Annotated in this window: 22 protein-coding genes and 1 tRNA gene; 16 read left to right on the forward strand and 7 right to left on the reverse strand. The window is 61.7% G+C overall.

All coding sequences use genetic code 11. The features are described from left to right. Positions 1–32: 32 nt before the first annotated feature. Entirely contained in the window at positions 33–1,370 is a 1,338-nt protein-coding gene (locus tag BQ7477_RS06495) for a protein kinase domain-containing protein (RefSeq protein ID WP_073983550.1), read from the forward strand. Between the two features lie 134 nt (positions 1,371–1,504). Here BQ7477_RS06495 and BQ7477_RS06500 read toward each other — a convergent pair whose 3' ends face one another. Together BQ7477_RS06500 and lpdA are read right to left on the reverse strand one after the other, a co-directional pair. Beyond that, a complete protein-coding gene (locus tag BQ7477_RS06500; RefSeq protein ID WP_084795698.1) occupies positions 1,505–2,440 on the reverse strand; it encodes a 2-oxo acid dehydrogenase subunit E2 in 936 nt (311 codons plus the stop codon). A gap of 25 nt (positions 2,441–2,465) precedes the next feature. Next, positions 2,466–3,839 carry a dihydrolipoyl dehydrogenase gene (gene lpdA, locus BQ7477_RS06510; protein ID WP_073983551.1) on the reverse strand — a complete coding sequence of 458 codons (1,374 nt, stop codon included), beginning with the start codon at positions 3,837–3,839 and terminating at the stop codon, positions 2,466–2,468. A 213-nt stretch (positions 3,840–4,052) separates the two neighbouring features. Here lpdA and BQ7477_RS06515 point away from each other — a divergent pair, with 213 nt between their 5' ends. Continuing rightward, a complete protein-coding gene (locus BQ7477_RS06515; RefSeq protein ID WP_073983257.1) occupies positions 4,053–4,544 on the forward strand; it encodes a hypothetical protein in 492 nt (163 codons plus the stop codon). A gap of 103 nt (positions 4,545–4,647) precedes the next feature. Here BQ7477_RS06515 and BQ7477_RS06520 read toward each other — a convergent pair whose 3' ends face one another. After that, positions 4,648–5,109 carry a tRNA (cytidine(34)-2'-O)-methyltransferase gene (locus tag BQ7477_RS06520; RefSeq protein WP_073983258.1) on the reverse strand — a complete coding sequence of 154 codons (462 nt, stop codon included), beginning with the start codon at positions 5,107–5,109 and terminating at the stop codon, positions 4,648–4,650. A 4-nt stretch (positions 5,110–5,113) separates the two neighbouring features. Next, positions 5,114–5,641, reverse strand: coding sequence for a YbhB/YbcL family Raf kinase inhibitor-like protein (locus tag BQ7477_RS06525; RefSeq protein WP_073983259.1), 528 nt, complete (start codon positions 5,639–5,641; stop codon positions 5,114–5,116). 141 nt (positions 5,642–5,782) lie between these two features. Here BQ7477_RS06525 and BQ7477_RS06530 point away from each other — a divergent pair, with 141 nt between their 5' ends. The 4 genes from BQ7477_RS06530 to BQ7477_RS06545 all read left to right on the forward strand — a co-directional run bounded on the left by BQ7477_RS06530 (position 5,783) and on the right by BQ7477_RS06545 (position 14,422). After that, entirely contained in the window at positions 5,783–6,274 is a 492-nt protein-coding gene (locus BQ7477_RS06530; RefSeq protein WP_073983260.1) for a hypothetical protein, read from the forward strand. Positions 6,275–6,310: 36 nt separating this feature from the next. After that, entirely contained in the window at positions 6,311–7,861 is a 1,551-nt protein-coding gene (locus BQ7477_RS06535) for a DNA polymerase Y family protein (protein ID WP_234968714.1), read from the forward strand. 37 nt (positions 7,862–7,898) lie between these two features. After that, positions 7,899–11,024 (forward strand): DEAD/DEAH box helicase, encoded by a 3,126-nt coding sequence (locus BQ7477_RS06540; RefSeq protein ID WP_073983261.1) that lies wholly within the window; start codon positions 7,899–7,901, stop codon positions 11,022–11,024. 122 nt (positions 11,025–11,146) lie between these two features. Continuing rightward, on the forward strand, positions 11,147–14,422 hold the full coding sequence (locus tag BQ7477_RS06545) for an error-prone DNA polymerase (protein WP_073983262.1): 3,276 nt from the start codon (positions 11,147–11,149) through the stop codon (positions 14,420–14,422). Between the two features lie 4 nt (positions 14,423–14,426). Here the strand turns inward: BQ7477_RS06545 and BQ7477_RS06550 are convergent, their stop codons facing one another. Beyond that, positions 14,427–15,083, reverse strand: a complete 657-nt coding sequence (locus tag BQ7477_RS06550; protein WP_084795700.1) for an HAD family hydrolase — start codon at positions 15,081–15,083, stop codon at positions 14,427–14,429. 73 nt (positions 15,084–15,156) lie between these two features. On the opposite strand from BQ7477_RS06550, the gene BQ7477_RS06555 reads away from it, so the two are divergent. The 10 genes from BQ7477_RS06555 (at position 15,157) to BQ7477_RS06600 (ending at position 22,572) form a co-directional block, all read left to right on the forward strand. Further along, entirely contained in the window at positions 15,157–15,660 is a 504-nt protein-coding gene (locus BQ7477_RS06555; RefSeq protein ID WP_472925108.1) for a MarR family winged helix-turn-helix transcriptional regulator, read from the forward strand. Between the two features lie 78 nt (positions 15,661–15,738). Next, positions 15,739–15,825, forward strand: a tRNA-Leu gene (locus BQ7477_RS06560). A 59-nt stretch (positions 15,826–15,884) separates the two neighbouring features. Next, positions 15,885–16,568, forward strand: a complete 684-nt coding sequence (locus BQ7477_RS06565; RefSeq protein ID WP_234968715.1) for a DsbA family oxidoreductase — start codon at positions 15,885–15,887, stop codon at positions 16,566–16,568. Beyond that, positions 16,565–17,077, forward strand: a complete 513-nt coding sequence (locus BQ7477_RS06570; RefSeq protein ID WP_073983264.1) for a pyrophosphohydrolase domain-containing protein — start codon at positions 16,565–16,567, stop codon at positions 17,075–17,077. Before BQ7477_RS06565 ends, BQ7477_RS06570 begins: the two co-directional genes overlap by 4 nt. Positions 17,078–17,148: 71 nt before the next feature. Continuing rightward, entirely contained in the window at positions 17,149–18,246 is a 1,098-nt protein-coding gene (locus BQ7477_RS06575) for an NAD(P)/FAD-dependent oxidoreductase (protein ID WP_073983265.1), read from the forward strand. A 33-nt stretch (positions 18,247–18,279) separates the two neighbouring features. Continuing rightward, positions 18,280–18,549 (forward strand): DNA primase, encoded by a 270-nt coding sequence (locus tag BQ7477_RS06580; protein ID WP_073983555.1) that lies wholly within the window; start codon positions 18,280–18,282, stop codon positions 18,547–18,549. Positions 18,550–19,977: 1,428 nt separating this feature from the next. After that, positions 19,978–20,436, forward strand: coding sequence for a hypothetical protein (locus BQ7477_RS06585; RefSeq protein ID WP_073983266.1), 459 nt, complete (start codon positions 19,978–19,980; stop codon positions 20,434–20,436). Then, entirely contained in the window at positions 20,424–21,302 is an 879-nt protein-coding gene (locus tag BQ7477_RS06590) for a hypothetical protein (protein ID WP_073983267.1), read from the forward strand. The genes BQ7477_RS06585 and BQ7477_RS06590 overlap by 13 nt, the downstream gene beginning before the upstream one ends. Beyond that, positions 21,299–21,766, forward strand: coding sequence for a hypothetical protein (locus BQ7477_RS06595; protein WP_073983268.1), 468 nt, complete (start codon positions 21,299–21,301; stop codon positions 21,764–21,766). Before BQ7477_RS06590 ends, BQ7477_RS06595 begins: the two co-directional genes overlap by 4 nt. Further along, entirely contained in the window at positions 21,763–22,572 is an 810-nt protein-coding gene (locus BQ7477_RS06600) for a hypothetical protein (RefSeq protein ID WP_073983269.1), read from the forward strand. Before BQ7477_RS06595 ends, BQ7477_RS06600 begins: the two co-directional genes overlap by 4 nt. 9 nt (positions 22,573–22,581) lie before the next feature. On the opposite strand, the gene BQ7477_RS06605 is transcribed toward BQ7477_RS06600, so the two are convergent. Continuing rightward, complete coding sequence (locus tag BQ7477_RS06605; RefSeq protein ID WP_073983270.1) at positions 22,582–23,514, reverse strand: aldo/keto reductase; 933 nt, start codon at positions 23,512–23,514, stop codon at positions 22,582–22,584. Positions 23,515–23,519: 5 nt separating this feature from the next. Then, positions 23,520–24,374: a RecB family exonuclease gene (locus BQ7477_RS06610; protein ID WP_073983271.1), complete on the reverse strand. Its 855-nt coding sequence runs from the start codon at positions 24,372–24,374 to the stop codon at positions 23,520–23,522. Positions 24,375–24,444 lie beyond the last annotated feature (70 nt).

Consider the following 24,444-nt stretch of genomic DNA (forward strand, 5'->3'; position numbering starts at 1 on the left):
CATCACATTGTATGAGTTTGGACAATATGACCATGAATATCGGCGGATACCAGCTCGGTCAGGTGTTCCACATCGGTGCGCGAGGTCCCCTGTGGAGGACTCAATCGAGCGCCGGGGAAGCACTTTTTGCACTGCGATCATCAAGCGATGGTGAGCGTTCCTTAGAGCGCTGGAAGGCGTGGGCATCGCTCACCTCACGCCACGTGGTTGCCTTACGTGATGTCGTGCGCTCCGACGACGGTCGTTGGGGAATCGTCCAGGACTTCGTCTACGGGCGTCCCCTCGATGTTGAAATAGGATCGGCCGACCTGCGCCCCAAAGCTACCCGCCGCCAGATCATCGAAGGCATATCAGCGGGCCTGAGCGCACTACACCGCGTCGGTATTGTTCACGGGGACCTGACACCCGCCAATATCATGATCACTCCGCAAGGCAGGGCGGTCATCATCGATCTCATTGATGAGATCGAAGAGGGGCAAGGAACTCCCGGGTGGAGCCTCGACACCACTGGAATGACGGGGGACCTGCAGTGCTTGCGTCGAATAGCCTCGCTTCTCCAGATGGACGAAGCCCTGGCTGAGCTGGGGCTCGACGAGGCCTCGGTGCCAACGGGTTCGCGCACACCAACGGTTGACGATCCTAATGAACATGTCATCTCTCGCGAACCTGCCGATCCGCAACAGGTCATCGCCGATCTGCGCGCGGCTGCTTTGCGTGAGGACACGATCAATGACTACGAATCGGGATCGGAGCGACCTATCCATGGGTGTGTGGCTGACGGACCATGCGAGGAGTTACCCCGTCGCGCGTGGCGCTCCCGAGCACTCCTGGCGGGCGTCGCCGTTCTTGTCCTCCTCGCATCTACCCTCGGCTACTGGAGGTGGTCAAGCATGTGGGCACCGGCGGTGCCTCCCAGTGCGCAGAGTAGTCACATAATCCCCGAGCCGACGGTCGATCTATGCAATGCGACCCACGTGGAAGATCTGCTGAATCATGCCATCGCGACGCGTGACCAGGCCGTCATTACCGGGGATGCATCAGCACTCGAAGCCGTTCTGGGCGGCGAGCTCCTCGAACAAGACACGAAGCGTATCGAAGCGATGCAAGCCGAGGACGTGCAGGTTCTCGCCCTGTCTTCCGCTGTCGAAGACGTGCGGGTCGTGTCCTGCGAAGCTGGCAGCGTGGACGTAAACGCCACACTCGTGGTCTCCACCTCCCAGACCTGCAAGGCGGACGTGTGCGACGACCACGGTGCGCCCACGTCGAGTGAGCTTGTCTTGAGGGTTGATCCCGTGTCCGGCAAGGTCGTTGCAGCCTCGCTCGCGACGCCTTCGGCGCAGGGAGAATCCGAATCGGGCCAGGAGAGCTAGACGCAGCGAGGCGCGCAAGCCGCCGAAGAGGTGGACTGTCGAGCACGCGACGATTGGTTACCCTTCTGCACCCACTGGATGCACTGATGGGGTGGGTCAACTGGACCCACCCCATCACGATGCGTGTGAGTCAATCAGAGAGACAGATCGGCCTCGAACGCGCCAGCCTCGAGACGCTTCTTGACATCCATGAGGAAACGGGAGGCGTCCGCGCCGTCGACCAGGCGATGGTCATAGGACAGTGACAGGTAGACCATTGAACGAATCGCAATGACATCAGCGCCGTCGTCACCCTTCATGACAACGGGACGTTTGACGATCGTGCCGACGCCCATAATCGCGGTTTCCGGCATGTTCAGGACGGGCGTGTCGAAGAGTGCGCCGCCGGAACCGGTGTTCGTCACCGTAAAGGTCGAGCCGGACAGTTCGTCGGGACCGATCTTGGCGTCGCGCGTGCGTGCGGCCAGGTCATTGATGGACGTGGCGATACCCGGGATGTCCTTCTCGCCCGCATTCTTTATGACGGGCACGAGTAGGCCGCGCGGCGTGTCAACAGCGATGCCGACGTGCTCGTGATCGAAGTACGTAACTTCCTTGTCGTTGATGGTCGCGTTGATCTTTGGGTGGTAGGCCAGAGCTTCCGTTGCTGCCTTCACGAAGAAGGGCAGGAACGTCAGCTTCGTGCCGTGCGTGGTCAGGAACGCGTCTTTCGAGCGGGCTCGAAGTGCGACAACCTTAGTGACGTCAACCTCGATGATGGTGGTCAGTTGGGCGGCCGTCTGCAACGATTCCACCATACGGCGGGCGATCGTCTGACGCAGACGCGACATCTNGGCGTCGCCGATGCGTGCGATCGCGGTGCCGACCTCGACGGTTTCATCCTCGGGAACCAGAATTTCGAGGAGGACGCCCGCGACGGGGGAGGGGACCTCGGAGTCGACCTTGTCGGTGGACACCTCAACGATGGGCTCGTCAAGCTCGACGGTATCGCCGACCTGCTTGAGCCACGTCGTCACGGTGCCCTCGGTCACGGATTCACCCAGAGCGGGCATGGTCACTGACGTTGCCATGTGTGTTCTCCTAATAAAAGCTGTATCAGTTGTGGACGTGAAGGGGCTTGCCAGCCAGCGCCATAGCTGCCTCGCCGAGCGACTCGTTCTGACTCGGGTGCGCGTGGATCAGCGAGGCGACATCCGAGGGGTACGCCTCCCAGTTCACCATGAGCTCGCCTTCACCAATCTGCTCTCCGATGCGTGCCCCGATGCCATGGAAGCCCACGATCGGACCATCCTTGACCGAGACCAGTTTGATGAGACCCGACGTTGCCAGGATAGACGACTTTCCGTTGCCGGCGAGGTTGTACTCGACTGTGCGCACCCGATCGCCGTACTTTTCGCGAGCCTGCTTCTCTGTCATACCGACCGAGGCGATCTCGGGTTCGCAGAAGGTCACGCGCGGGATGTTGATGTCAGCCTGCATGCTCGGGTTCAGACCGGCGATCTCTTCGGCGACGAAGATGCCTTGCATGAAGCCGCGGTGGGCGAGTTGCAGGCCGGGAACAATGTCGCCGACCGCATAGATGTTGCCAACACCGGTGTGTAGGCGCTCGTTGGTGATGACGAAACCGCGCTCCAGTGTGATTCCGACCTGTTCGTAGCCCAGGCCTTCAGTGACGGGGCCGCGACCGACTGCGACCAAGAGGACCTCGGCGTCGAACGCTTTCCCATCTTCGGTTGTTATGTGCACGCCCTGCTCGGACTGCGTGGCCGAAGCGAAGCGGGTGTTCGTGTGGAACTTGATGCCGCGCTTGCGGTAGGCGCGCTCAAGCTGCTTGGAGATGGCTTCGTCTTCGTTGTTGGCCAGGTGGGGCAGCGCCTCAATGATGGTGACCTCGGCGCCGAAGCTGCGCCAGACAGAGGCAAACTCGAGGCCGATGACACCGCCGCCGAGAATGACGACGGAGGAGGGAACCCAGTTCATCTGCAGTGCCTGGTCGGAGGAGATGATGCGTCCGCCGATGTCGAGGCCAGGAATCGAGCGCGAATAGGAACCGGTGGCTAACACGATGTTGCGACCGGTGATTCTCTGGCCGCCTACCTCGATGGTGTTGGCGTCGGCCAGGTGCCCCCAACCGGAGATCAGCTCAACCTTTCGCGATTTGAGCAGGCCCCGCAAGCCCTTGTAGAGGCCCGAGATGACGGAGTCGCGATATGCGCCAACCTGCGCCACGTCGATGCCATTGAAGGTGGAGTTGACGCCGAACTTCGCGGATTCGCGTACGGCCTCGGCAGTCTCGGCGGCGTGCAAGTACGCCTTCGTGGGGATGCAGCCGCGGTGTAGACATGTGCCACCGACCTTATCGCCGTCGATGAGGGCGACCTTCATGCCCAGCTGCGCTGCACGCAGGGCGGTCGCGTAACCGCCGGAACCCGCACCCAGAATGACGATGTCGTAGATCGATTCGCTCAAGGTTGACAACTCCTCGTTGACGAGCTTAACGCTCAGAATTGTAGATTTCATGACGGGCCTCACGGTCCATATAGGCCTATTGTCCCACGTTTGTGCGGTGATGTCCCACAGGTCGCTGTCTCGACTTGGTGTATCGGGCCACACGCCTCGGTGGGTGTGGCTTGCTCCCTGGAATGCGGTGCGACGCGATGATGTGATCGGTAGGATCGAATCGTGTATGAACAAGACGCGACTAATGGCGGTGACAGTGCGCGCGATCAACGCCCGCCTTCCCTTGGTCTGGGACGTATCATCATTGCCCTGTTTTGGGTGCTTGGCGTCTGGATTTTCGTGACGGCAGTCATTGATCTTTTTCATGGGCAGGATAAGCCGTGGGGTCCCCAGCTTGTTGCGCTCCTCGCAGGCGTTGACTACCTTGTCGCCGCCACGGCTTTGACGCATAACGGCAGGCGTATGCGCATGGTTGGCTGGGTGAGTATCGCGTTGTCGATCGCCGTTCCGATCGTTCTGTGGGTCGCTTCCCTTGGCCTCGACGAGCTGAACTCTGCACGCTCTGCGTGGACCGGCATGGGGGTGGATTTCTACTACATTCCCCTCGTCGTCTCTCTTGTCGGCATTGTGTGGATGTGGCGCTCGAATCCGCGCAGAATCGTCTCGCTCGCCGAGCAGGTCGAACGCCCAAGTCCGCCGTGGAAGACTCATTGACCTGGGCATCGGCTCAGCGATGGTGAGACAGAGCGAGGCCCGGCGGAGCGATTCTACCCGGGCCTCGTTCCTTTCAAGTCTCCGAAAGCGTTGGGGAACTAGGTTAGACTCCGCCCGGGAATCCCAGCTGACGCCAGGCTTCGTACAGGACGATCGAAGCGGAATTGGCCAGGTTGAGAGAGCGTATGCCCTCGCGCATGTGAATACGGATGCGCTTGTTCACGCGCGGATGATTCATGGCTTCCTCGGACAGACCTACCGATTCGCGCCCGAACAGCAGGCCGTCGCCGTCCTGGTAGGCGACATCTGAATACATGGAGTGTGTGTGTCCCGTCAGTGCCCACACGCGTCCCGGAACCTGCGCGAGCGCGTCGTCGAGGTTCTTGTGGACCATGACGTGCGCGAGGTCGTGATAGTCGAGGCCCGCCCGGCGCAGCTTGGCGTCATCCATGTCGAAGCCCAGGGGTTCCACGAGGTGCAGCATGGACCCGGTGCAGGCCGACAGTCGGATCGCGGCCCCCGTGTTACCGGGGATTTCGGGCTCCCAGAAGATGATGTGCAGCATGTTCTCAAGCCTGGTGGGTGACGGTCAGGGTGGCGCGTGCGATCGTGTGCTCGAGCGCGGCGAACGAGGCCATGGCGGGGGTTGCGTCGTCATCCAGTCCCAGGGTGTCCACGTCGAGTGCATGCACCGTGAAGATGTAGCGGTGAGGGCGGTCGCCGACCGGCGGGGCGGCTCCGAAGTAGGAGGCCTCGCCTGCGTCGCCGCGCAGGTGGAACGCGGGGCCATCGAGGGTGAGATCGGATGCGCCCGCGCCTTCGTCCAGGTGTGTCATCGAGGCGGGGATGTCCAGGATCGTCCAGTGCCACCAGCCCGAGGGGATGGGGGCGTCTGGGTCGAAGCAGGTCAGCATGAAGCTGGCTGTCCGCTCGGGGAAGCCTTCCCATGTCAGGTCGGGGGAGAGTGAGCCTGCGCGCGCGGTCGCTGACTCCGGCATGGGTGCGTCGTCGGTGAGTGTGGACGAGGTCAGGGTGAAGCTGGGCAGATCGATGCCCTCGAAGGGAGTGGGGGCCAGGGGGCGAGTATCGATGGTCATGAGTGCTCCTTTTCTCTCCTCTCTATTGTTGCGTATTGTTGCGTATGAGGCAGGCAACGTGCGCTCGGAACGCAGATGTGCGACCGTGCTTCTAGACTTCCCCTATCGAACAGATGTTCTATCTATGTGGCAGGGGGAGAGATGTCCGATGCTCGCGTGCGTTTGCTGAAAGCACGAGAGGCCCTGAGTCGCGCCGAAGATTCTGTTGGTCTGCGTGGTCGGGTCGACATCGAGGTGCCTCGTGCATCGGGTGTGTCCGCACCGGTACTCCTGGGCCCACAGGAAAGGGGACGGCTGATACGGATCCTCATCGACGCGTGCCCGCCAGACGGGTGGATCGGATTGTGTGGTGTGCGTCATGTCGGGTGGGAATGGGCCGCGCGTCAGGGGATGGACTTGGAGCGGGTGCTCGTTCTAAATCCCGACCAGGGAGCGAACATGGGCGAGCTGTGTGCACTCCTGCTCGACGCGTGCGACGTCGTGTGTCTCGACGTCGCAGGATTGACCCGCTTCGAGCAACGTGGCCTGACGGCACGCGCCCGGTCCCTGGGGCGTACCCTCGTGACGCTGCGCGCATGGCCGGGTCTCTCGCGCAGCATGAGAGACGCAGAGCGTATGCGCCTGGTGGTTTAGATGCGCTACATGGTGGTGTGGGTGCCCGATTGGCCCGTGAACTGTTTGGTGGTTGACCTGCCACCGGGCGGGAGTGGGGCTGTCGTTCACGCTGATCGTGTCGATGTTGCCAGCGCTGCCGCACGGCGCTGCGGGGTGCGTGCGGGAATGAGTGTGCGTGAGGCAACCTACCTGTGCCCGGAACTGGTGTGTCTGCCGCGTGACCCCGACCGGGAGGCTCGTGCCTTCAGTGCGGTTATTGATGCTTTCGACTCGGTCGCTGCGGGGGTCGAGTGCCTGCGCCCGGGATTGGCCCGGTGCCGGGCGCGTGGTCCAGCACGCTGGGCGGGGGGTGAGGAGCAGGCGGCCTCCCTACTCGTCGAGGCGATTGAAGAGAAAGTGGGCGTTGAGTGCTTCGTTGGGGTCGCTGACGGGCCCCTGGCGTCCGTCGAGGCTGCCAGAGCAGGGCGCATTGTGCTCAGCGACGACACGCGTTCCTTCCTGTCGTGCATCGGTGTGACGCGTGCGTTGGCCTGTGTGCCGCCGTCGATGCGGGAACGTGCATCCGGTGCTGTGGAACTCATGGCTGGGTTGGGCATCGTGAGTTGTGCGGATCTGATCGCGCTTGGCCGGGGCCCCGTGTGTGAGCGCTTCGGCGACATCGGCGAGCGCCTGTGGGTACTTGCTTCGGGAGAGGACGTGTCTGTCGCGTCCGCAAAGCGAGTCCTGTCTGACATATCGGTTGGCCGCGACATTGAGAGCGGGGGTGAAAGCATCGATATGATGATGGTCCCCGTGACTCAGGCAGCCGCGGAGCTTGCGCATCATCTCTTTCAGGAGGGACTCGTCTCGTACACGCTGCGTATCGACGTGCAGGACGAGGGAGGAGATGGGCGCAGTCGGACATGGAGCGGGTGCGACCTATCGAATCCCGCCGACATCGCGTTGCGTGTCCGATGGACCCTGGCTGGGTGGCTGGCAGGTGGCCAGGAACCCTCCGGTCGGGTGTGCTCGTTCTGTCTGACGGCCTGCGACCCACGTTTTGGGGACTCTTCATCGTCCCTGTGGGGGCGTGGACATCGAGAGGGGGATGTATTACGTAGCGCCGTGCGTATTCAGGGGCTGGCGGGGCCGGACTCGCTTCTGGTTCCTCGAGTGCAGGGCGGCTATGATCCGCGCAGCCGCATCGTCATGGCGCGCTGGGGTGATCAGGAGTCGTGTCGCTCTCAAGAGGGGGAGTGGGAGGGGGCCGTGTCTGGTTCGCCGGCCACCCTTTTCGATGAGCCTGTGCCAGTTTCTCTTGCTCCAGAGCGCGGAGCGGGTGGCGACGTGCGCGTCGATCATCGAGGGACGCTGACGGCGTGTCCTGCGTATCTACTGGTGTCCTGTACTCAGGACCGCCTCTTCGATCATTCTCAACGTGATGGGCTACCGGGAATCGGCCAGCGCGCGAAGATTCGTACCGTTGCTGGTCCGTGGCCCGTGAGCGGACGCTGGTGGGCGGGGGAGCATGCCCGTGCCTACATGCGTGTCACACTCGAAGACGGTCAGGTTGTCTTGCTGGTGTGGAGCAAGGGGCAGTGGATGGTAGAGGGAATGGATAGCTGACGGCGACGCGCGCGAGAGTGTGCCGTAGACTGAAAGGATGGTAACTCTCTCCTTGAGCGAGACCCTTGCGTCGATGTCCGATGATGACATCATGGCTCTTGTCGGTCCTGCGACCTGGGCAAACGGGCTGCGCCTCGAGCACGCGGGCGCGGTGCGCGAGTTGTCCTGGAACCAGGACGGCAACCTCCTTGAGGCACGTGTGAAGGAGGCAGGGCTGACCTATCGTGCGTGGATTTCCCAGGGAGCTATCCGCCCCTCACTCAAGTGCGCGTGCGCTCTGCGCACGGATTGTCCGCATGCCGCGGCTGCGTTGATTGCCGGGCGCGCTGAGGCTCTCAAGCGCCAGGAGTCTGTGCCTGAGTGGAGTCGTGTCCTGAAACAGGTGTTGGGCGGTATCCGCGAGCGCAGCGGGGAACCACTTGCCCTTGTCATCGATGCACATGATCCGGCGGTGGAGGCCGCGTTGATTCCGTTGCGCCGGGGATCGTCGTTCGCGTGGACGACGAAGCGCGCATCGTGGCTTGATCTGACGGCGACGCAGTGGGCGTCAGTGACGGATGGGCTTGATCCGACTCATGTGTCGTTGTTGCGTGAGGGGTATCGGCTTTCGCGTGAGTCTCGGTCGTGGCATTCGCGGACGGAGGTGACGCTTAGTTCGTTGGAGGAGCATGCGTATGCGTGGCTGGAGCGCCTTGTGCGCGCAGGGGTGGAACTTTTTGTTTCGGAGGATGGGCGTGAGTCCTTCGTGCTGTCGCATGCGACGTGGGATGCCGATATTGATGTGGTGGCTTCGGAGGCGGGTTTGGAGGTTCGCGTCGTGGCGCGCAACGGGGATCAGGTATTGGCATCCCCGCGTATTGATCGTGAGGCTGGGTTGCTTCTCCTGGATGGGGGGACGCGTGCGGCGCGCATTGAGGGGGTGGATGCGCTGGAGGGTTTTCCACTGGATAGGCCTCTCGTTGTGCCTGCGTCGGATGTGGCGGAGTTTCGTGCGTCGTGGCTACCATCGTTGCGTAGGCGTTTCGTCATGAGTTCATCGGATGGGAGTTTCGATCCTGACGCGAGGCCACAGATGAGGGTCGTGGGCACGGTGCGGCGTGACGGCGGCGGCGTCGTCGTGCGGTGGTGGGTGGAGTACGACGAGGGGGAGTCTCGCTCGCGCGTTCCTCTTGCGCAGGCCTTGGGAGACGAGGCGGTGGCTGGTCTCGTGGGTCGTATCAACGGATGGGGCGCCGCGCTGGGAAGCGACCTGTGGCCGACGTTGCCGACTGTGGGGCGCCTTGATCCGTGGCGTGTGCCAGAGTTCCTCTCGGCCTGTGTGGAGGGTGAGACCGTGGATGGACTCGTTTGGGATGTTGCGCCGGACGTGCGGGCGATCGAAGTCTCGCAGGATGGGATGGGCGTGGAGCTGGCTGTGGACGGTGCCACGTCGGATTGGTTTGACTTGAATGTACGCCTGCGCGTTGGGGATCACTATCTGAGTGTGCGCGAAGCGTTGGAGGCCATTGGGCGTGGGAATGAGTATGTCGAGGTGGAGGGCGTGTGGGTGCGCCTGGATGGTCCTCGTATCCGCGCCTTGCATGCACTGTTGGACGAGGCTCGGGCGTTGACTGGCTGGGAGGGGGAGGGGCTACGCCTATCGGTTGCGGCGGCTGGCATTGTTGACCTATTCGAGAATCAGGTGGATTCTGTTTCTCTGTCGAAGGCGTGGAGGGAGCGTGTTGCGTCGTTGCGGGGTGAGGGACGTCAAGGGAGTCTCGCACCCGTGTCGGCTTTGGCCAAGGTGTTGCGTCCCTATCAGCGCCAGGGGCACGCCTGGCTAACGTCCCGCTTGTCTGCGGGATTGGGTGGTGTTCTTGCCGATGACATGGGTCTGGGTAAGACCGTGCAGATCTTGTCGGCGATCGCTTCGCTGCGCGCTGCGGGTGGTCAGAAGGGTCCGGTGTTGGTGGTTGCCCCGACTTCGGTTGTAGGCGTGTGGGCGGAGCAGGCCACGAAGTTTACGCCCGGCCTGCGTGTGCGTTGTGTTGGTGAGACAGCCGCGCGCAGGGGGACGACGATCGTGCAGGAGGCTCAGGCCTCGGACATTGTCGTCACTTCCTATACGCTGGCGCGCCTGGAGGCCGATCAGTGGCGCGAGGTGCGTCTCTGTGGCGTCGTCATCGATGAAGCCCAGGCGGTCAAGAACCCGCGAACGGCCACCTATCGCGCGCTGCGCAGCATGGATACACCCTGGTGCCTGGCGGTCAGTGGCACGCCGATCGAAAATTCTCTGGGTGATCTGTGGTCAATTCTGTCTCTGACCTGTCCTGGACTCTTGCCTGCGTGGGATACCTTCACCCAGAAGGTGCGCCGCCCGATCGAGAGCGGCGATGTCGATATGCTCGAGCGCTTGACTTCCTACGTCGCTCCCTTTATTTTACGCCGAACGAAGGAGCAGGTAGCCACTGATTTACCTGACAAAATCGTCGATGTTGTGCGCGTTGAACTGGGGAAGGAACACCGCCGCATCTATGACCAGTACCTGGCTCGTGAGCGGGCTCGTATCCTTGACCTATTGGCTGAACCGGACGCGAATCGCATGAGCGTGTTGGCCTCGATCACGCGGCTGCGTCAGCTGGCACTCGACCCGGCTTTGGTTGAGGATTCCTACGCACACGTGGGGTCAGCGAAGGTCGAGTACGTGGCTGATCGTCTTGATGAGATTGTGCCGCTGGGGCATCGAGCTCTGATCTTCAGCCAGTTCACGTCGTTCTTGGCGCGCATCCGACACGTCTTGGAGCGGCGCGGTGTGTCCGTCGTGCAGTTGGACGGATCGACGCGCAACCGTGAGGAGGTTGTTGAGCGTTTCCGCTCTGGTGTGTCCCAGGTCTTCCTCATTTCATTGAAGGCGGGGGGTTCCGGTCTGACACTGACGGAAGCTGACTACGTGTACATCATGGACCCGTGGTGGAATCCTGCGGCTGAGGAACAGGCAATTGACCGTGCCCACCGTATCGGACAGACGAAGAAGGTCAACGTCTATCGACTGGTTGCCGCTGATACGATCGAGGCGAAAGTGGTGGAGCTGCAGGATCGCAAACGCCGCCTCATTTCCTCTGTCATGAACGGAACGGGAAGCGCTCCTCTGAGCGTTGCTGATGTGCGTGGTCTCCTTGGCTAACGCCAGGAGGGCCGAATTGATGTCGCGTTCGGTGGGGTGATGCGCGGCAGGGCGTGTTCGGGTACTCGGATCATGTTGGTACCCTCCACCACCTTCGAACATACGTTCGATATAATGTGTGGGTGAGTGATGAACCTCGATACGCGGAGCTGCATGCACACAGCGCTTTCACTTTCCTGGAGGGCACCGACGAACCCGCCGACATGGTGGACGAAGCATCGCGCCTGGGTCTTGATGCCCTCGCCGTCCTCGATGTTGATGGCGTATATTCGAGTGTTCAGACGACGATGGCGGCGCGGCGTTGCGGGCTGCCGATCGTCTATGGGGCCGAGGTCACTCTCGATCCTTACGCGCTGCGATCTGTTGTCCCCGGCGCTCATGTCTCCGGATGGGGACTCGCGTCAGGCGCGGAAGAACCGGGGGTCAGAGTCCCGATCGTGGCTGCGAGTCCGCTTGGATATGAGAACCTCGTCGGCATGATGAGCGAGCGGGCCCTCGCGCAGGAGGGGGAGCGTGCGCCGCGCATCACCCTCGAGGATGTGAGTGAGGCAGGGGGTGACCTGATTATTTTGACTGGTGGAAGGCGAGGCCCCCTCATGCGAGCCCTGCGAGCAGGCGGGCCTGCGTGGGCGCGACGGGTCACAAGCGCTCTCGCGGAAGCTGCTGGTGGGATGGAGCACGTCCTCGTGGAGTGGCAGGCGGCCTCGGGAGACGCGCCGGAAAAAGGGGACACGCTGGCTGAACTCGCACGATGTGTCGGGGCTAGACTCCTCGCCACCACGGGGGCGCGCATGTCCTCGCCCTCCAAGCAAGCGCTTGGTGACATCCTGACAGCGACCCGTTTGCGTTCCTGCCTAGACGAGGTTGTGGCGCACCTGGGTGCGCATCGTTCTTTCCTGCGATCGCCGCGGGAGATGGCTCGCCTGCACGCCGACCACCCCGAGGCTCTTCTCCATTCGTGCGAGGTCGCCGCGCAGGTGTCCTTCGACCTGAGGATGGTTGCTCCCAGACTGCCGCGGACGAGCGTGCCGCAGGGGTACACGCCTCAGACGTGGCTGGCACACCTAGCCTGGCGAGGTGCCCGCGAGCGTTACGGCACGCGCGACCAATATCCGCGGGCGTGGGAGACGATTGAACGCGAGCTGGGAATCATTGAGCGTCTCGAATTTGCGGGTTATTTCCTGATCGTTAAAGAGATCGTCGACTTTTGCTCCCAGCACGGCATCCTGTGTCAGGGACGAGGTAGCGCTGCGAATTCGGCCGTGTGCTTTTGCTTGGGGATCACGGCTGTAGACGCGGTGCGTCACAACTTGCTCTTCGACCGTTTTCTCTCGGAGGCGCGCTCAGGGCCACCCGATATTGATGTCGATATTGAGGCGGGCCGACGCGAGGAGGTTATCCAGCATGTCTACGACCGCTACGGGCGTGATCGTGCGGCCCAGGTGGCCAACGTCATCACGTATCGGCCGCGATCAGCCATGCGCGATGCGGCGCGGGCTCTGGGTTATCCGGCGGGCAGCGCGCAGGCCTGGGCGCGGGGTAAGGGTGAGGTTCCGCCTCTGGTTGCCGAAGCAGCACGGGCACTGTCGCGCCTTCCTCGACACATGGGCATCCATTCGGGTGGCATGGTGCTCACCGACCAGCCGGTCTCGCGTATCTGTCCGGTGGGTTGGGCAGCCATGCAGGGACGTACCGTGTTGCAGTGGGATAAGGAAGACTGCGCGGACGCGGGCCTGGTGAAGTTCGACCTGCTCTCTCTTGGGATGCTCACGGCATTGCGCATCGCTTTCGATGAGCTCAGGGGCGGGGAGCGCAGCGCGGAACTCCCGCCCTTGCGTGGATGGGCCTCGCGCATGTTGGTAGGGGACGCAGATCGGCCGCTTGGCTTGCACACGCTTCCTCCAGACGATCCGCGCGTCTACGATTTGCTATGTGCGGCAGATACCGTGGGTGTATTTCAGGTGGAGTCGCGCGCACAGATGAACACTCTGCCGCGTTTGAAACCTCGCTGCTTCTACGACATCGTCATCGAGGTTGCTCTCGTGCGCCCGGGCCCCATCCAGGGCCGCGCGGTCAACCCGTATCTGCGTCGGCGTGCGAGCCGCGAGCCGGTCACTTACCTGCATCCACTGCTCGAACCTGCTCTGCGTCAGACTCTAGGTGTGCCTCTTTTTCAGGAACAACTCATGCGCATTGCCACGGATGCTGCGGGCTTGTCGGGCTCCCGTGCCGATCAGCTGCGGCGTGCGATGGGAGCCAAACGCAGCCCTGAACGTATGGAGGCCCTCAAGGGGGATCTGATGGCTGGGATGGAGGAACGCGGGATCGACGCTTCCACACGTGAACGTATTTTTGAGCAGCTCAAAGGATTCGCGGATTTTGGGTTCCCAGAGTCGCACTCCTTCTCCTTCGCGCACATCGTGTACGCGTCCGCGTGGCTGAAAGTCCACGCGCCCGAACACTTTTACGCCGCGATCCTGGCCGCACAGCCGATGGGCTTCTATACGCCGGCGACGCTGGTACAGGACGCGCGCAGACACGGGGTTGCGGTCTTGGGTCCCTCGGTCAACGAGTCGTTCGTGGACGCGGGCGTGCAACGCACGCCGGTCGGTACGGAGGAGTACCGGGAGGGGCATTCCGATCCGCTTCCATCCCGGCAGAACATACCCTTGGATGTTGACCGGGAGCTGGCGGTGCGCATCGGCCTGTCGTCGGTACGAGGCCTGGGCCGGGCTGCCGAGCGCGTCGTGGCAGCCAGGGGAGCGGGGCCTTTTACGAGTCAGGCAGACCTGGCCGAGCGCGCTCACTTGTCTGCCTCGGACATGGAGCGCCTGGCCATGGCAGGTGCTCTCGAGTGCCTGGGGGTGAGCAGGCGCGGGGGAGCCTGGTCTGCCGGCGCTCTGGCCGCGCCATCGACGCGAGAGGGGCAGTGGCAGCCTTTCTTGCCTGGCACCGAGGTCGGTACCCGCGTCCCCGCACTGGCACCCCTGACCCACGTCGAGCAGATGCGCGCCGACATTGCGGCCACGGGGCTGACCCCCGGGCATCACCCCTTCTCCTATCTGAGGGCGGGTCTGCCGCAGGGCGTCCTGCGTGCTACCGACCTGGGATCCCACCTCGACGGGAGAATCGTCGACGTTGCCGGTCTGCTCACGCACCGCCAGCGACCTCACACGGGAAGGGGTACCGTCTTCTTGTCCCTCGAAGACGATAGCGGGTATGTCAATGTTTCAGTGAGTAAAGGCACCTGGAATAAGTTTCGGCGCGTTGGCCTGGAGTCTGACGCCCTGCTCGTGCGGGGCACTCTTGAGTGGGGTGATGGCGCGATCAATGTGCGAGCGTTTCGCCTCACACACATTCATCTGCCCATCAAGGTGCGATCGCGTGACTTCCGCTAGCACCTCAGCGAGCAGCTGGCACGAGCAGCGCACGCAGGTCATTGACAGAGTCACACACAGCGTCGGCATCGTCCAGTCCGTCTTCCGTCGCGTAACCCCACCCGACCCCGACCACCGGAATCCCTGCCTCATGACCGCCGCGCACATCCCATATCGAGTCGCCGACGATGACGGGATACGACACGTCGGCACCCTTGGCGCCCAGCCGAGCCACGGCCTCGTGAATGACCGTCGTCTTCGTGGACCCCGGGTCCGGCGTTGCCCCCGCAATGACGTCAAAGGCCTCCGATAGACCCAAGTGCTCCATCTGCGCGATCGCCATGGGCGCCTGTTTCGACGTGGCCGTCGCCATCGGGATTCCAGCGCGATGGAGGTCCCACAGCAGCTCGGGTACCCCGTCAAATGGCTCCGGATCTAAGTAGTGATCCATGTAGCGTTCACGGTACCGTGTCACCAGCTGCGCACGCAGCTTCCCCGAGTATCCCAGGTCACCAAATGCGTACCACAGGGGAGGACCCACATACGTACGAAGCCGCTGATCCTCAGGGATCGGCAGTCCGAAATCTGCCAGCGTCCTTCGAAACGCGCACAGTACGACGGGAGCAGAATCGACAATTGTCCCGTCAACATCGAAAAGAACAGCTGAAATATGTAAAGACACTGAATCCCCCGCGTTGTTGGTGCTTTCTTAGTCACTATGCCCTATTATCCCGAGAGAAGCATCCGACACAACTATGAGAGAGACAGACGTGGAATCACGAGCACGGCTCACGCCGATCGTTCAAGCCAATAGTGCGCGTGCTGCCGCGTGGCGAGTTTTCTTCGAAGCGTCAGGTCGTCTTCAGGGGATCCTTGAAACGCGCTTAAAGCGCACCTACGGCGTTTCCATGCCCGACTACAATATTCTCCTTGCCCTATGGGAAGCACCCGCCCACCGCCTGCGCATGGGTGAACTGGCCGACCGCGTCGTCTACTCCCCGTCGCGCGTCACCTACCTGGTCTCCAACCTTTCTCGCGATGGCTGGGTCGAACGCATTGCGTCCAAGGTTGATCGACGTGGCTATGATGCATGCCTGACCACGCAAGGAATCCAAACTGTGCTTGCTGCCACAGAGTTGCATCAACAGACGGTCAGCGAGTACCTACTGGACGGGATGACGGACAGCGACATTGACGCAATTGCAAGGGTTTTCTCAACCTTGGACTCCCGTCTGAAGGGTGAAAAAGTCGAGTCCTAGTTTCAATTGGCGCACGCCGCCCGCGGTGTGTTAAGCTTCTACTCGCTTGCGGATCGCAGCGGTTCGCATCGCTCACCTGCGCGGGTGGCGGAATAGGCAGACGCGCTAGCTTGAGGTGCTAGTCCTCATTTAACGAGGGTGGGGGTTCAAGTCCCCCTCCGCGCACGACATACCCCGGGGCCGAAAGGCTCCGGGGTTTTCCATATCGCCGAACAGGAGAAACCGTGCGTATTGATATGTGGCTCGACACGTGCGACCCGTGGAGTTACCTGGGACTGCGACACCTGCGCGCGGCCATAGCCAGTTGTGATCACGGCGATAACATCGAGGTCTATCTGCACGCCTACCTGCTCGACCCTGACCTGGAGGTCGCCGCTGAAACGCCGCGCATCGTTGCCCTCGTCGAATCCGGCGCAGCAAGCCTGGACGAGATCCGCGAGGCTGACGAGCGCATGTGCGCGCTCGGTGCCCGCGAAGGCATTCGTTTCAACTTCGACTCCTTGATAATCGCGCCCACGTCGCGTGCGCACCGCGTGATCGCCGCCGCCCACGACGGCGATATTGACGCGTACACGGTCGCCGGGCCGAATTCGCTCCATCTCAAAGTTGCCGAGGCCATCATGCGCGCTCACTTCGAGATGGGTCTGGACGTGTCCAACCCCGAGGTGCTCATCGGCTGCGCTCAGGACATCGGCATGTCCGCTCACTTGGCGGCCCTGGCGCTGGGTGAAGAGGAATGGGCTTCGAAGGTCTATTCCGACTATCAGATGGCGCTGCACATGGGGGTAACAGCCGTCCCCACCTACGTGCTGAACTCTCAGTTCCTCGTTGATGGCCACCAGACCGTCACAGCATTTTCCAACATCCTGGCCACTGCCTGGGATAACGCGAGAAAGGACCGCTCATGAGCGATAAAGACACCCAAGCCTCGGCCCCTACGGCTGCACCCAGCCCAATGGAACTAGTCATGCAGTTCCACCACACCTACTCCGTGCCCATCCGTCCTGTTACAGACCCAACACTGGACTATGAACGCATGACGATGCGTATGAGCCTGATTGCAGAGGAGTTCGCCGAACTCATGGGGGCTGTTTACGGCCCGCGCGCCCGCAAAATTATCGAAACTGCAACGAGGCAGGCGCTGGCGGCTGATGACGGCGAACGTGATCTCATCGAGTCGGCGGACGCCCTTGCTGACTTGGTCTACGTTATCTACGGCATGGCCATCGAGTCTGGCATAGACCTGGACTCAGTCTTGGCTGAGGTGCAGGCATCGAACCTGTCCAAGCTCATGCCTGACGGATCTGTCAAGCTGCGCGAGGATGGCAAGGTTCTCAAGGGGCCCAACTTTTTCCAGCCCAACATTGCGCGCGGACTAGGCCTGACGACAGACAAGAAGCCACTCGAAGCGGACTAAAGTCCCTATCGCGCGCATTTGTAGGCGTGAGGTGACACAATAGACGCCGTCCGTTCAAAAGGAGGAATGTCATGGCACGCGTCGCAGTCATCGGCGGAGGATATGGGGGTGTCACGGTCGCCAAGGGACTCGACCCCCTCGCAGACGTTGTCCTCATTGAACAAAAGGACCAGTTCGTCCATCACGCGGCTGCCCTGCGCGCCGCTGTGGACACCGTGTGGGAACATGCGATCTTCATGCCCTACACGAACCTCCTGAACCGCGGCGAGGTCGTGCGCGGAACCGTTTCCGCCGTGAATGGAACCACGGTCCATGTCTTTGGTCACGATCCCATCGAAGCAGACTATGTTGTCTTCGCCACGGGGTCGACTTACCCCTTCCCGGCCAAGTACTCCTCTTACCGTTCCTCCGTGGCCAAGGCTCGTCTCGAGCAGCTACACGAGAATCTTTCGTGCGCCAGGTCCGTCATGATCGTCGGCGGCGGCACCGTCGGCATCGAGCTAACCGGCGAGTTAGCCAACGCCTTTCCGGGTCTGGACATCACGATCGTCGAGGCCACCAATCAGATCCTGGGTACGCCCGGCTACACCGACGCGCTGCGCAGTGAAATCAGCGAGCAGCTAGCCACCCTCGGCGTCCGCGTCGTGACCGGCTCGGAGCTGGCATACCTGCCGCCGCAGAACGTTGGCGACCTCGCGCACTTCATGGTTGAGACCAAGAACGGCGATGTCATCGAGGCTGACCTCTGGTTCCAGTGCTACGGAGCGCGCGCCAACACCGGGTTCCTGATCGGCAGCGAGTACGAATCCCTCCTGCACCCCGATGGGACGATTCGCGTTGAACCCACCATGCAGGTAGCGGGGCACTCCACCGTTTACGCCGTCGGTGACCTGACCGACGTGCGCGAATCCAAGCGTGCGGATGCTGCCCGCCAGCAGGCCCGCGTCGTCATCGCGAACATCACCGCACAGATCGAGGGGGAGACCCCCGATGCACATTACGTGCCTACGAAAGAATGGGTCATCCTTCCCCTCGGACCGAATATGGGTGCCTCGCAGCTACTGGACAGCGATGGGCAGACACGCATCCTGGGTGCCGAGCAGACGGCGGAAATCAAGGGCACGGACCTCATGGTGTCCGTTATTCGTTCACAGCTCAACCTGCCCTGAAAGAGTGTGCGGTCTCACGGTAGACTGGTGGTCATGACTGGAGATGCCCGCCGCGCGCTGACGCGCCTGCTGAACGCATTCGAGAACCACTTCGACATCGCACGCGATGGAGACGAGGCCGATGACGCCGCGCTCGAAGCCGCCGAACTGGCGCTGCGCGACGCCTTCTTCACCTACGACGACATCCTCTTCACCCAGCTGGGCGTCGAGCTCCCCTTCGACATCCTCGAGGACATCGACGAGGACGACGATGAGGATGACTACGACGACGAGGACGACGACTTCATCGAAGTCGACGAATAAGAGTACATCTTCTCGCTCAGGAGATAAGTGTGGGTGACATCGACGTTGATACAGACCTCCTACGATGGCAAGCAATATCGTGCGATAACGGAGAGCAGGCACTCAGCGAAGTCTGTCAGCTCATAGCGCCAGATGTTGGAAACGCATCATCGTCGTGCGCGAGCGTAGCTGCAATGTTCAATGATGCCGCAACGTGCCTCGAGTAGCGGACACGTGAACTTGCTGCTCGTATCCGAGCTGTCGCCGACGATTTTGACTCGAACGAGGGCCGCTCGACGGTGACTATCGCTGCGTCAGGTGAGGGGGGATCGTAATGGCGTCAGTGCAGGGACTTGAATGCGTGTGTCCTGTCGACGCTGCTCCGGTCTATCAGTTCGCGGAGTCTTTGAAAGACCAGAATAAGACCTTTGAAGATGCGCGTGGGGATCTGCACAATGCTCGCACAACCATCACCTCAAGTATGACAAGCCGGGCCACCGATAGCCTCATCGACGAGCTTGATCGGCAAATCGCTCGGATCGATGAGACTGTCACGCACCGTCAAACACTCATCGATGCCACAATGACATTTCACGATGAGATTGTCACGTGCAAAGCTCGTTTCTCAAATATAATATTCCAAGCTTTATGTAACGGGCTCACGGTTGATGACAATACGATTATCGACCCTGCGCTGTCCGGTACTTCGCAATCGGGTGCTGCTTCTCTTAGTCCGAGCTACGAGGTTGCTCGTGAAGCCGCCTATCACGCATACAGCGATTTTTCGGCAGCGGAAGAAACGTATCGGCAGGCCTGTTCATCACTGATTGGAGTCTTGTCGTGGCTCGACGACCACCTCGGAGTTGATGCTGATCTTAAAGCGATCCCGACCATTACTGGTTACGCTAGTACTATCGCTGATGCTTCAGTCTGGGGGACTATTGCTTACCGTCATTCTGTTTTCCGTCCGAGGAATCCTGTCACTGGGACCTTCGTTAGTAAGCAAGAGATGGGAGCTGTGAGGCAGGCCTGGGAACGAACAAAGCCGAACAATTGGTCCGCCTCTCCGGGGCGTGGCAAAGACGCGTTGAAGTTTAAAGGTTGGGCGGCGCAAGGAAGCAGGTACCTTAGCCGTGCAGCCGTCGTTGGCGCAGTCGTTGATGGTGGTATCGCAGCCTGGACTCAGTGGGAAGCTGATTCTGCTAATCCCGCAATGGGGCAGGGAGAGAGTCGCGCGAGCTACCACATCAGGTACGTTGTCGGGTGGTGGAGCGCTAGGAGGTGCTCTAGCTGGCGCAAAGTTTGGGGCATTTCTCGGCAGTTTCACTGCGAATCCCATTGGTATCGCCGTTGGTGGTGCTGTCGGTGGAATCGTCGGAGGATTAATTGGGTCCGGCCTCGGGCAGTGGGCAGCTAACGGAATTAATTCATTTATGTCGGATCAGATTCATGGATGAACTAGTCGCTTTTCTCTTTTCCTGTGCGCTTATTGCCGTATGGGGCCTTGAGATGTTTTGCGATTCACCGCGGCTCGACTACTTTCATGCCATTCGACCGACAAAGAACATGACGGCGCTGACCATTCCGAGTTTCGCCTTTGTTATTCTTGTTGTTGCCGCAGCGAAGACTCTCGAGAAGTACTGCGGAAAACTTCCTCACGCGGTATCTGCCGGTGTTCTGGCATTGTGCGCAATTGGTATGTTTGTTTTCCTCATCTCGTTATTTCCGATCAATCTGCCACGCGCCATGTACCCCGAGTACCAAGCCGAGAGACGTCGGCTCAAACGCCTGCAGCGCGAGTACGAACACGATCCCATGTTTATGCGTCGGGGCCCCTCGCTCGCTCAAACGCGCGAATGCCACTGCACGGCGCAGCCCAGCGACGGGGAGAAGACATGGCGCGAATGAACACAGAGTTCGGACGTACCGTGGTGACGGTAACGGACGGCGAATACGCGATTATCGCGCAGATCGCCACGGCCCTGCGGCGAGGAGGTGAGGACGGTCTGCGTGCGCTCTTGTCCACGCAGACCACAGACTCGCGGATGCTCGTCTACGGCGGAGTCGCCACATACGACCACCGACTCAGCGCGCAGATCGAGCAAAACCACCCCGGCCTCGTCCAAGGAATGTACCGCATCGACCTGTACCGCTTTGACACAAACGGTCCGTCACGCGCTGCCATCTACCCCAGCGAGAACAGGTGGAGCGCCGCAACCTCACACAAAACGGAGCGACGGATCACGAGCATCGAGCCCGAGGACGGCCTGTCGATGATCATCTCAATGCTCGGCCTGGCGGCACGCACGGGAGAGACCTATCCACCCCACACATTGCCCCTCAGCGTCCTTCACCTTCTCCATGAGTCAGCTGAATCTCCCGGAGGATACCCCGTGCCTGCGCCCACCATGGTACGTGCAGAAAAGCCGCTGCTTGCCATGCGCAAGAAAAACCGCTCCGACACGCGAGCGGCCAGCGGTCGATACCCGAGCCGCACACCACTGTTCACAGCCATCACCGAGCGCAGCTGGAGCCTGTCGTACGCGGCACTGTGGGATAACGAAGCGGGAGACTACACGGACATTATCCACCTGTTCGCCATCCCCGATTGTCTCTACGAATACGGGGCGCCGAGCGATGTACGCAACGGTACAGAGCTCCTTGAACTCACGCCCGTGTCGAGCACCGCAGCTGTTACGCGCGTGATTTCGTGGCTTCCTCACAGCCCCACGCTCGACGCACTCTACAACGCTGTATCGGAGGAACTATCATGATGGACATGCTCCCTGACGGCTGGGCACTCATCGACCCAGGCGAAGCCCGGTCGGGCAGCCCCCTCGCCGACATATCAGCGACTCCTGGCATCCAACGCGTCGGTGTCGCCGTACAGGGTTCGGACGATTGGCACGACACCGTCGTGCTCACCAGTACCGATGTCCCCGATGATATGACCGACCGGCAGTGGCTCTCCGCCGCAGTGGATGAGAGCAGTCGCACGCTCCCGGGTTCGTACGTTGTCGACGTTACCCCCTGGAGTATGGATGCCGACACAGCCATCGTGGCGACGCTCGTCTCAATCGTCGACGGCCGAAGCCTCACCACTTTCCAATGGACCTGGGTAGCAGGTGAGCCTCGCCGCGTGTCCTACTGCCTGACGGGTACATGTCGAACCGAGGACTGTGGGTTGGCGCTCGACACCTTTGTTGACATTCTTGGCACGATCGGAGAAGGCCAATGATTCACATCCTCCCGGGTGTCGACGCGCCCTACGCGCTCATGACACAGGCTGACCTGAACGCGCTAGCAGCCGCGGGACAATCAACGCGCACCTTCGAGTCGAAACCGACAGATCAACCTGGGACCAGCGACGAGCACGTCACGGCGCACATTGGGGACACCCTGGCGAACACATGCACGGTCGTCACCTCTTGGACTGCGACGGCTACCGCCATGAGGCGCTTCCAGTTTTTCATCGGGGAAACTCACGGCGTCGTTGTTCGGTGCGAGGGAGGAAATCAATACCCACGCGGAGACGATGACATCTCTGTGTGGCGGCTGGAGGCCTGCGAGGTCCCCAGCGCTTTCCTGGCGTGCAGCGAACTGCGTCGGCGAGGAGCAGACCTGCCCTTCCCGGTGATTGTGCCCTCATCGCTGATGGCGGCACTAGAGAGCGCTCACCTGCCGACAATCGCCTCCAACATGAGGTCTTTTGCGCAGGGAATGCACGAGTACGTCAGAGAAATCGGGGACGAGGCAACCGACCAGTTCGCTCATGACATTCTTGCGGATGAATGGGCAACACAGTCAATCGTGTTCGATACGAGCGCGCGCAACAGCAACGAAGACGTGAGCAGTCTCTTCCTCCTATCAACTACGCACGCGCTGTGCGCACTCATCTCCGACGATGAGTTTGCTGCCATGTATCCCGGCATGGACGCAATAGACCTGCCACGGCGATTGTTTGAGCGTCATTCCCGCGTCGTGGCCTGTGCGATGAGGCCCATGCTCGTCTGGACAAGAATCGCCGACAAGCTGGTCGTCTGATCCGGGTTGCTACTGGGCGACCTCGGACAGCACCTCGCGAATCGGGGCGGGCAGGGCCGCAGTGTACTCCAGAAGCGTGTCAAGCTGGCGCACGGTGCGTGGGCCAACGAGGGCGGAGCTGACACCCGGGTAGTCGCGCACCCACGCCAGCGCCACGTCCGCAGTCGAGCGGTCCAAGCCGGAGGCTGCACGATGCGCCGCCTCGATGACCCCTCGGGCAAAGCCCGACAGGTACGGTTCCACCATGTGGCGCAGATGCGGGGACGCGGCGCGCGAGTCAGCGGGGGTGGAATGACGATACTTACCCGTCAACGCACCCCCCGCCAGCGCGGACGCCGCTACGACACCGACCCCCCGGCTGGCGAGCTCGCCCACTGTGCCCGCGTATTGGGCATCGACCAGTGAGAAAGGCATCTCGACGAGCGTGATCGGCGCACTGGCGCCCACGACGCCGCGCGTCACGGCCTCGGCCAACTGCCAGTGCGAAGCACGCGAGAGACCCACATAGCGGGCGCGACCGCTACGGTAGGCCAGCGTCGCAGCATCCAGTGTTTCCTCGAGCGGCACCTCGGCGCGGGGTTCCACCAACCATACGTCCACGTAGTCGGTATTCAGGCGTGCCAAAGCATCATCCAGGCTGCGCAGCAGATCCCCGCGCCCCGCGGCACCCACCCAAGCCCCATCGGCTCCGCGTCGCATGCCACCACGCCAGGCGAGAACCACGCGGTGTCTGCCCACCGAGGCCACGGCCTCGGACACAACATCCACGGCCATCCCGTCCCCGTGGGATGGAGCGCATTCAACGAGGGAGCCGCCGGCATCCACGAAGTGCGTGAGCATTTCGATGGCCTCAGGAGCATCGGTGTCGCGCCCCCACGTGAGGGTTCCCAAACCGATCTCTGACAGATAGAGGCCGGTGCGCCCGCATTGCTTTGAATTCATGACCCCTAGCCTAGCTGAGTCCGAGCCAACCACCGCGCATGCTCAGCCGGCATCGGGGGCGTGGCGCCCCCGAAAATCGGGCAGAGGGAACGCACGCCACACCAATTGCACAGCGGATTCTTGCGCGGAGCGAAGGAATCGTTGGCTATATCGGAGGCGATGCGTGTCCACAGTTCATCGATGTGGTGTTCGAACGCGCGGATGTCCTCGGAAACCGGGTCGAAGGTAATAACCTGACCCGCGCGCAGGTACACCAGCTGCATGCGCGCTGGCAGTACGCGAGTGCGTGCCAGGAGGAGCGCATAAAAGCGCATCTGGTACAGGGCTTCGTCGACGTAACGCGGACCAGGTGCCTTACCGGTCTTATAGTCGACCACGCGCAAACGACCGTCGGGGGCTGCGTCGATTCGATCGATAAATCCGATGAGGCGCACGCCTCCCTCAGTCGTCGTGCGAACGCGCTGCTCGCGGGCGGCAGGAGCGATCCACTGGGGCTGCTCAATCGCGAAGTAGCCGTCAATGACCCCGCGGACGTCGGCGAGCCAAGCCTCGCGATCCGCATCATCGACAAAAAGCTGAGCAATCGCCGGTGCTTTCGCGACAACCGTCTCGTAAGCGGGTGTGACCCGCGAGCGGGCGGCCTCGGGGGTGCGCTCGTTCGGAGCAAGCCCAAACAGCTCCTCAAGGACAGCGTGCACGACCGTGCCCAGAGCCTTCGCGCGTGTCTCTGGTTCGCGGTAACCATCCAGGACATGCAGGCGGTACTGAAGCGGGCAGCGTTCGTATTCCTTGGCGCGCGACGCAGACAGTGCGGGCTCCCACGTACGCGGACCGGGCAAGGGGGCGATCAGGTCTGTCATGAATACCACGCTAACCCCCGCCGCCCCCATCTGCGTCCTGCAAGGGGTGCGAAGGTTCGAGGCGCTATTC

The sequence above is a fragment of the Actinomyces bouchesdurhonensis genome, from assembly GCF_900128465.1.
Taxonomy (GTDB): domain Bacteria; phylum Actinomycetota; class Actinomycetes; order Actinomycetales; family Actinomycetaceae; genus Pauljensenia; species Pauljensenia bouchesdurhonensis.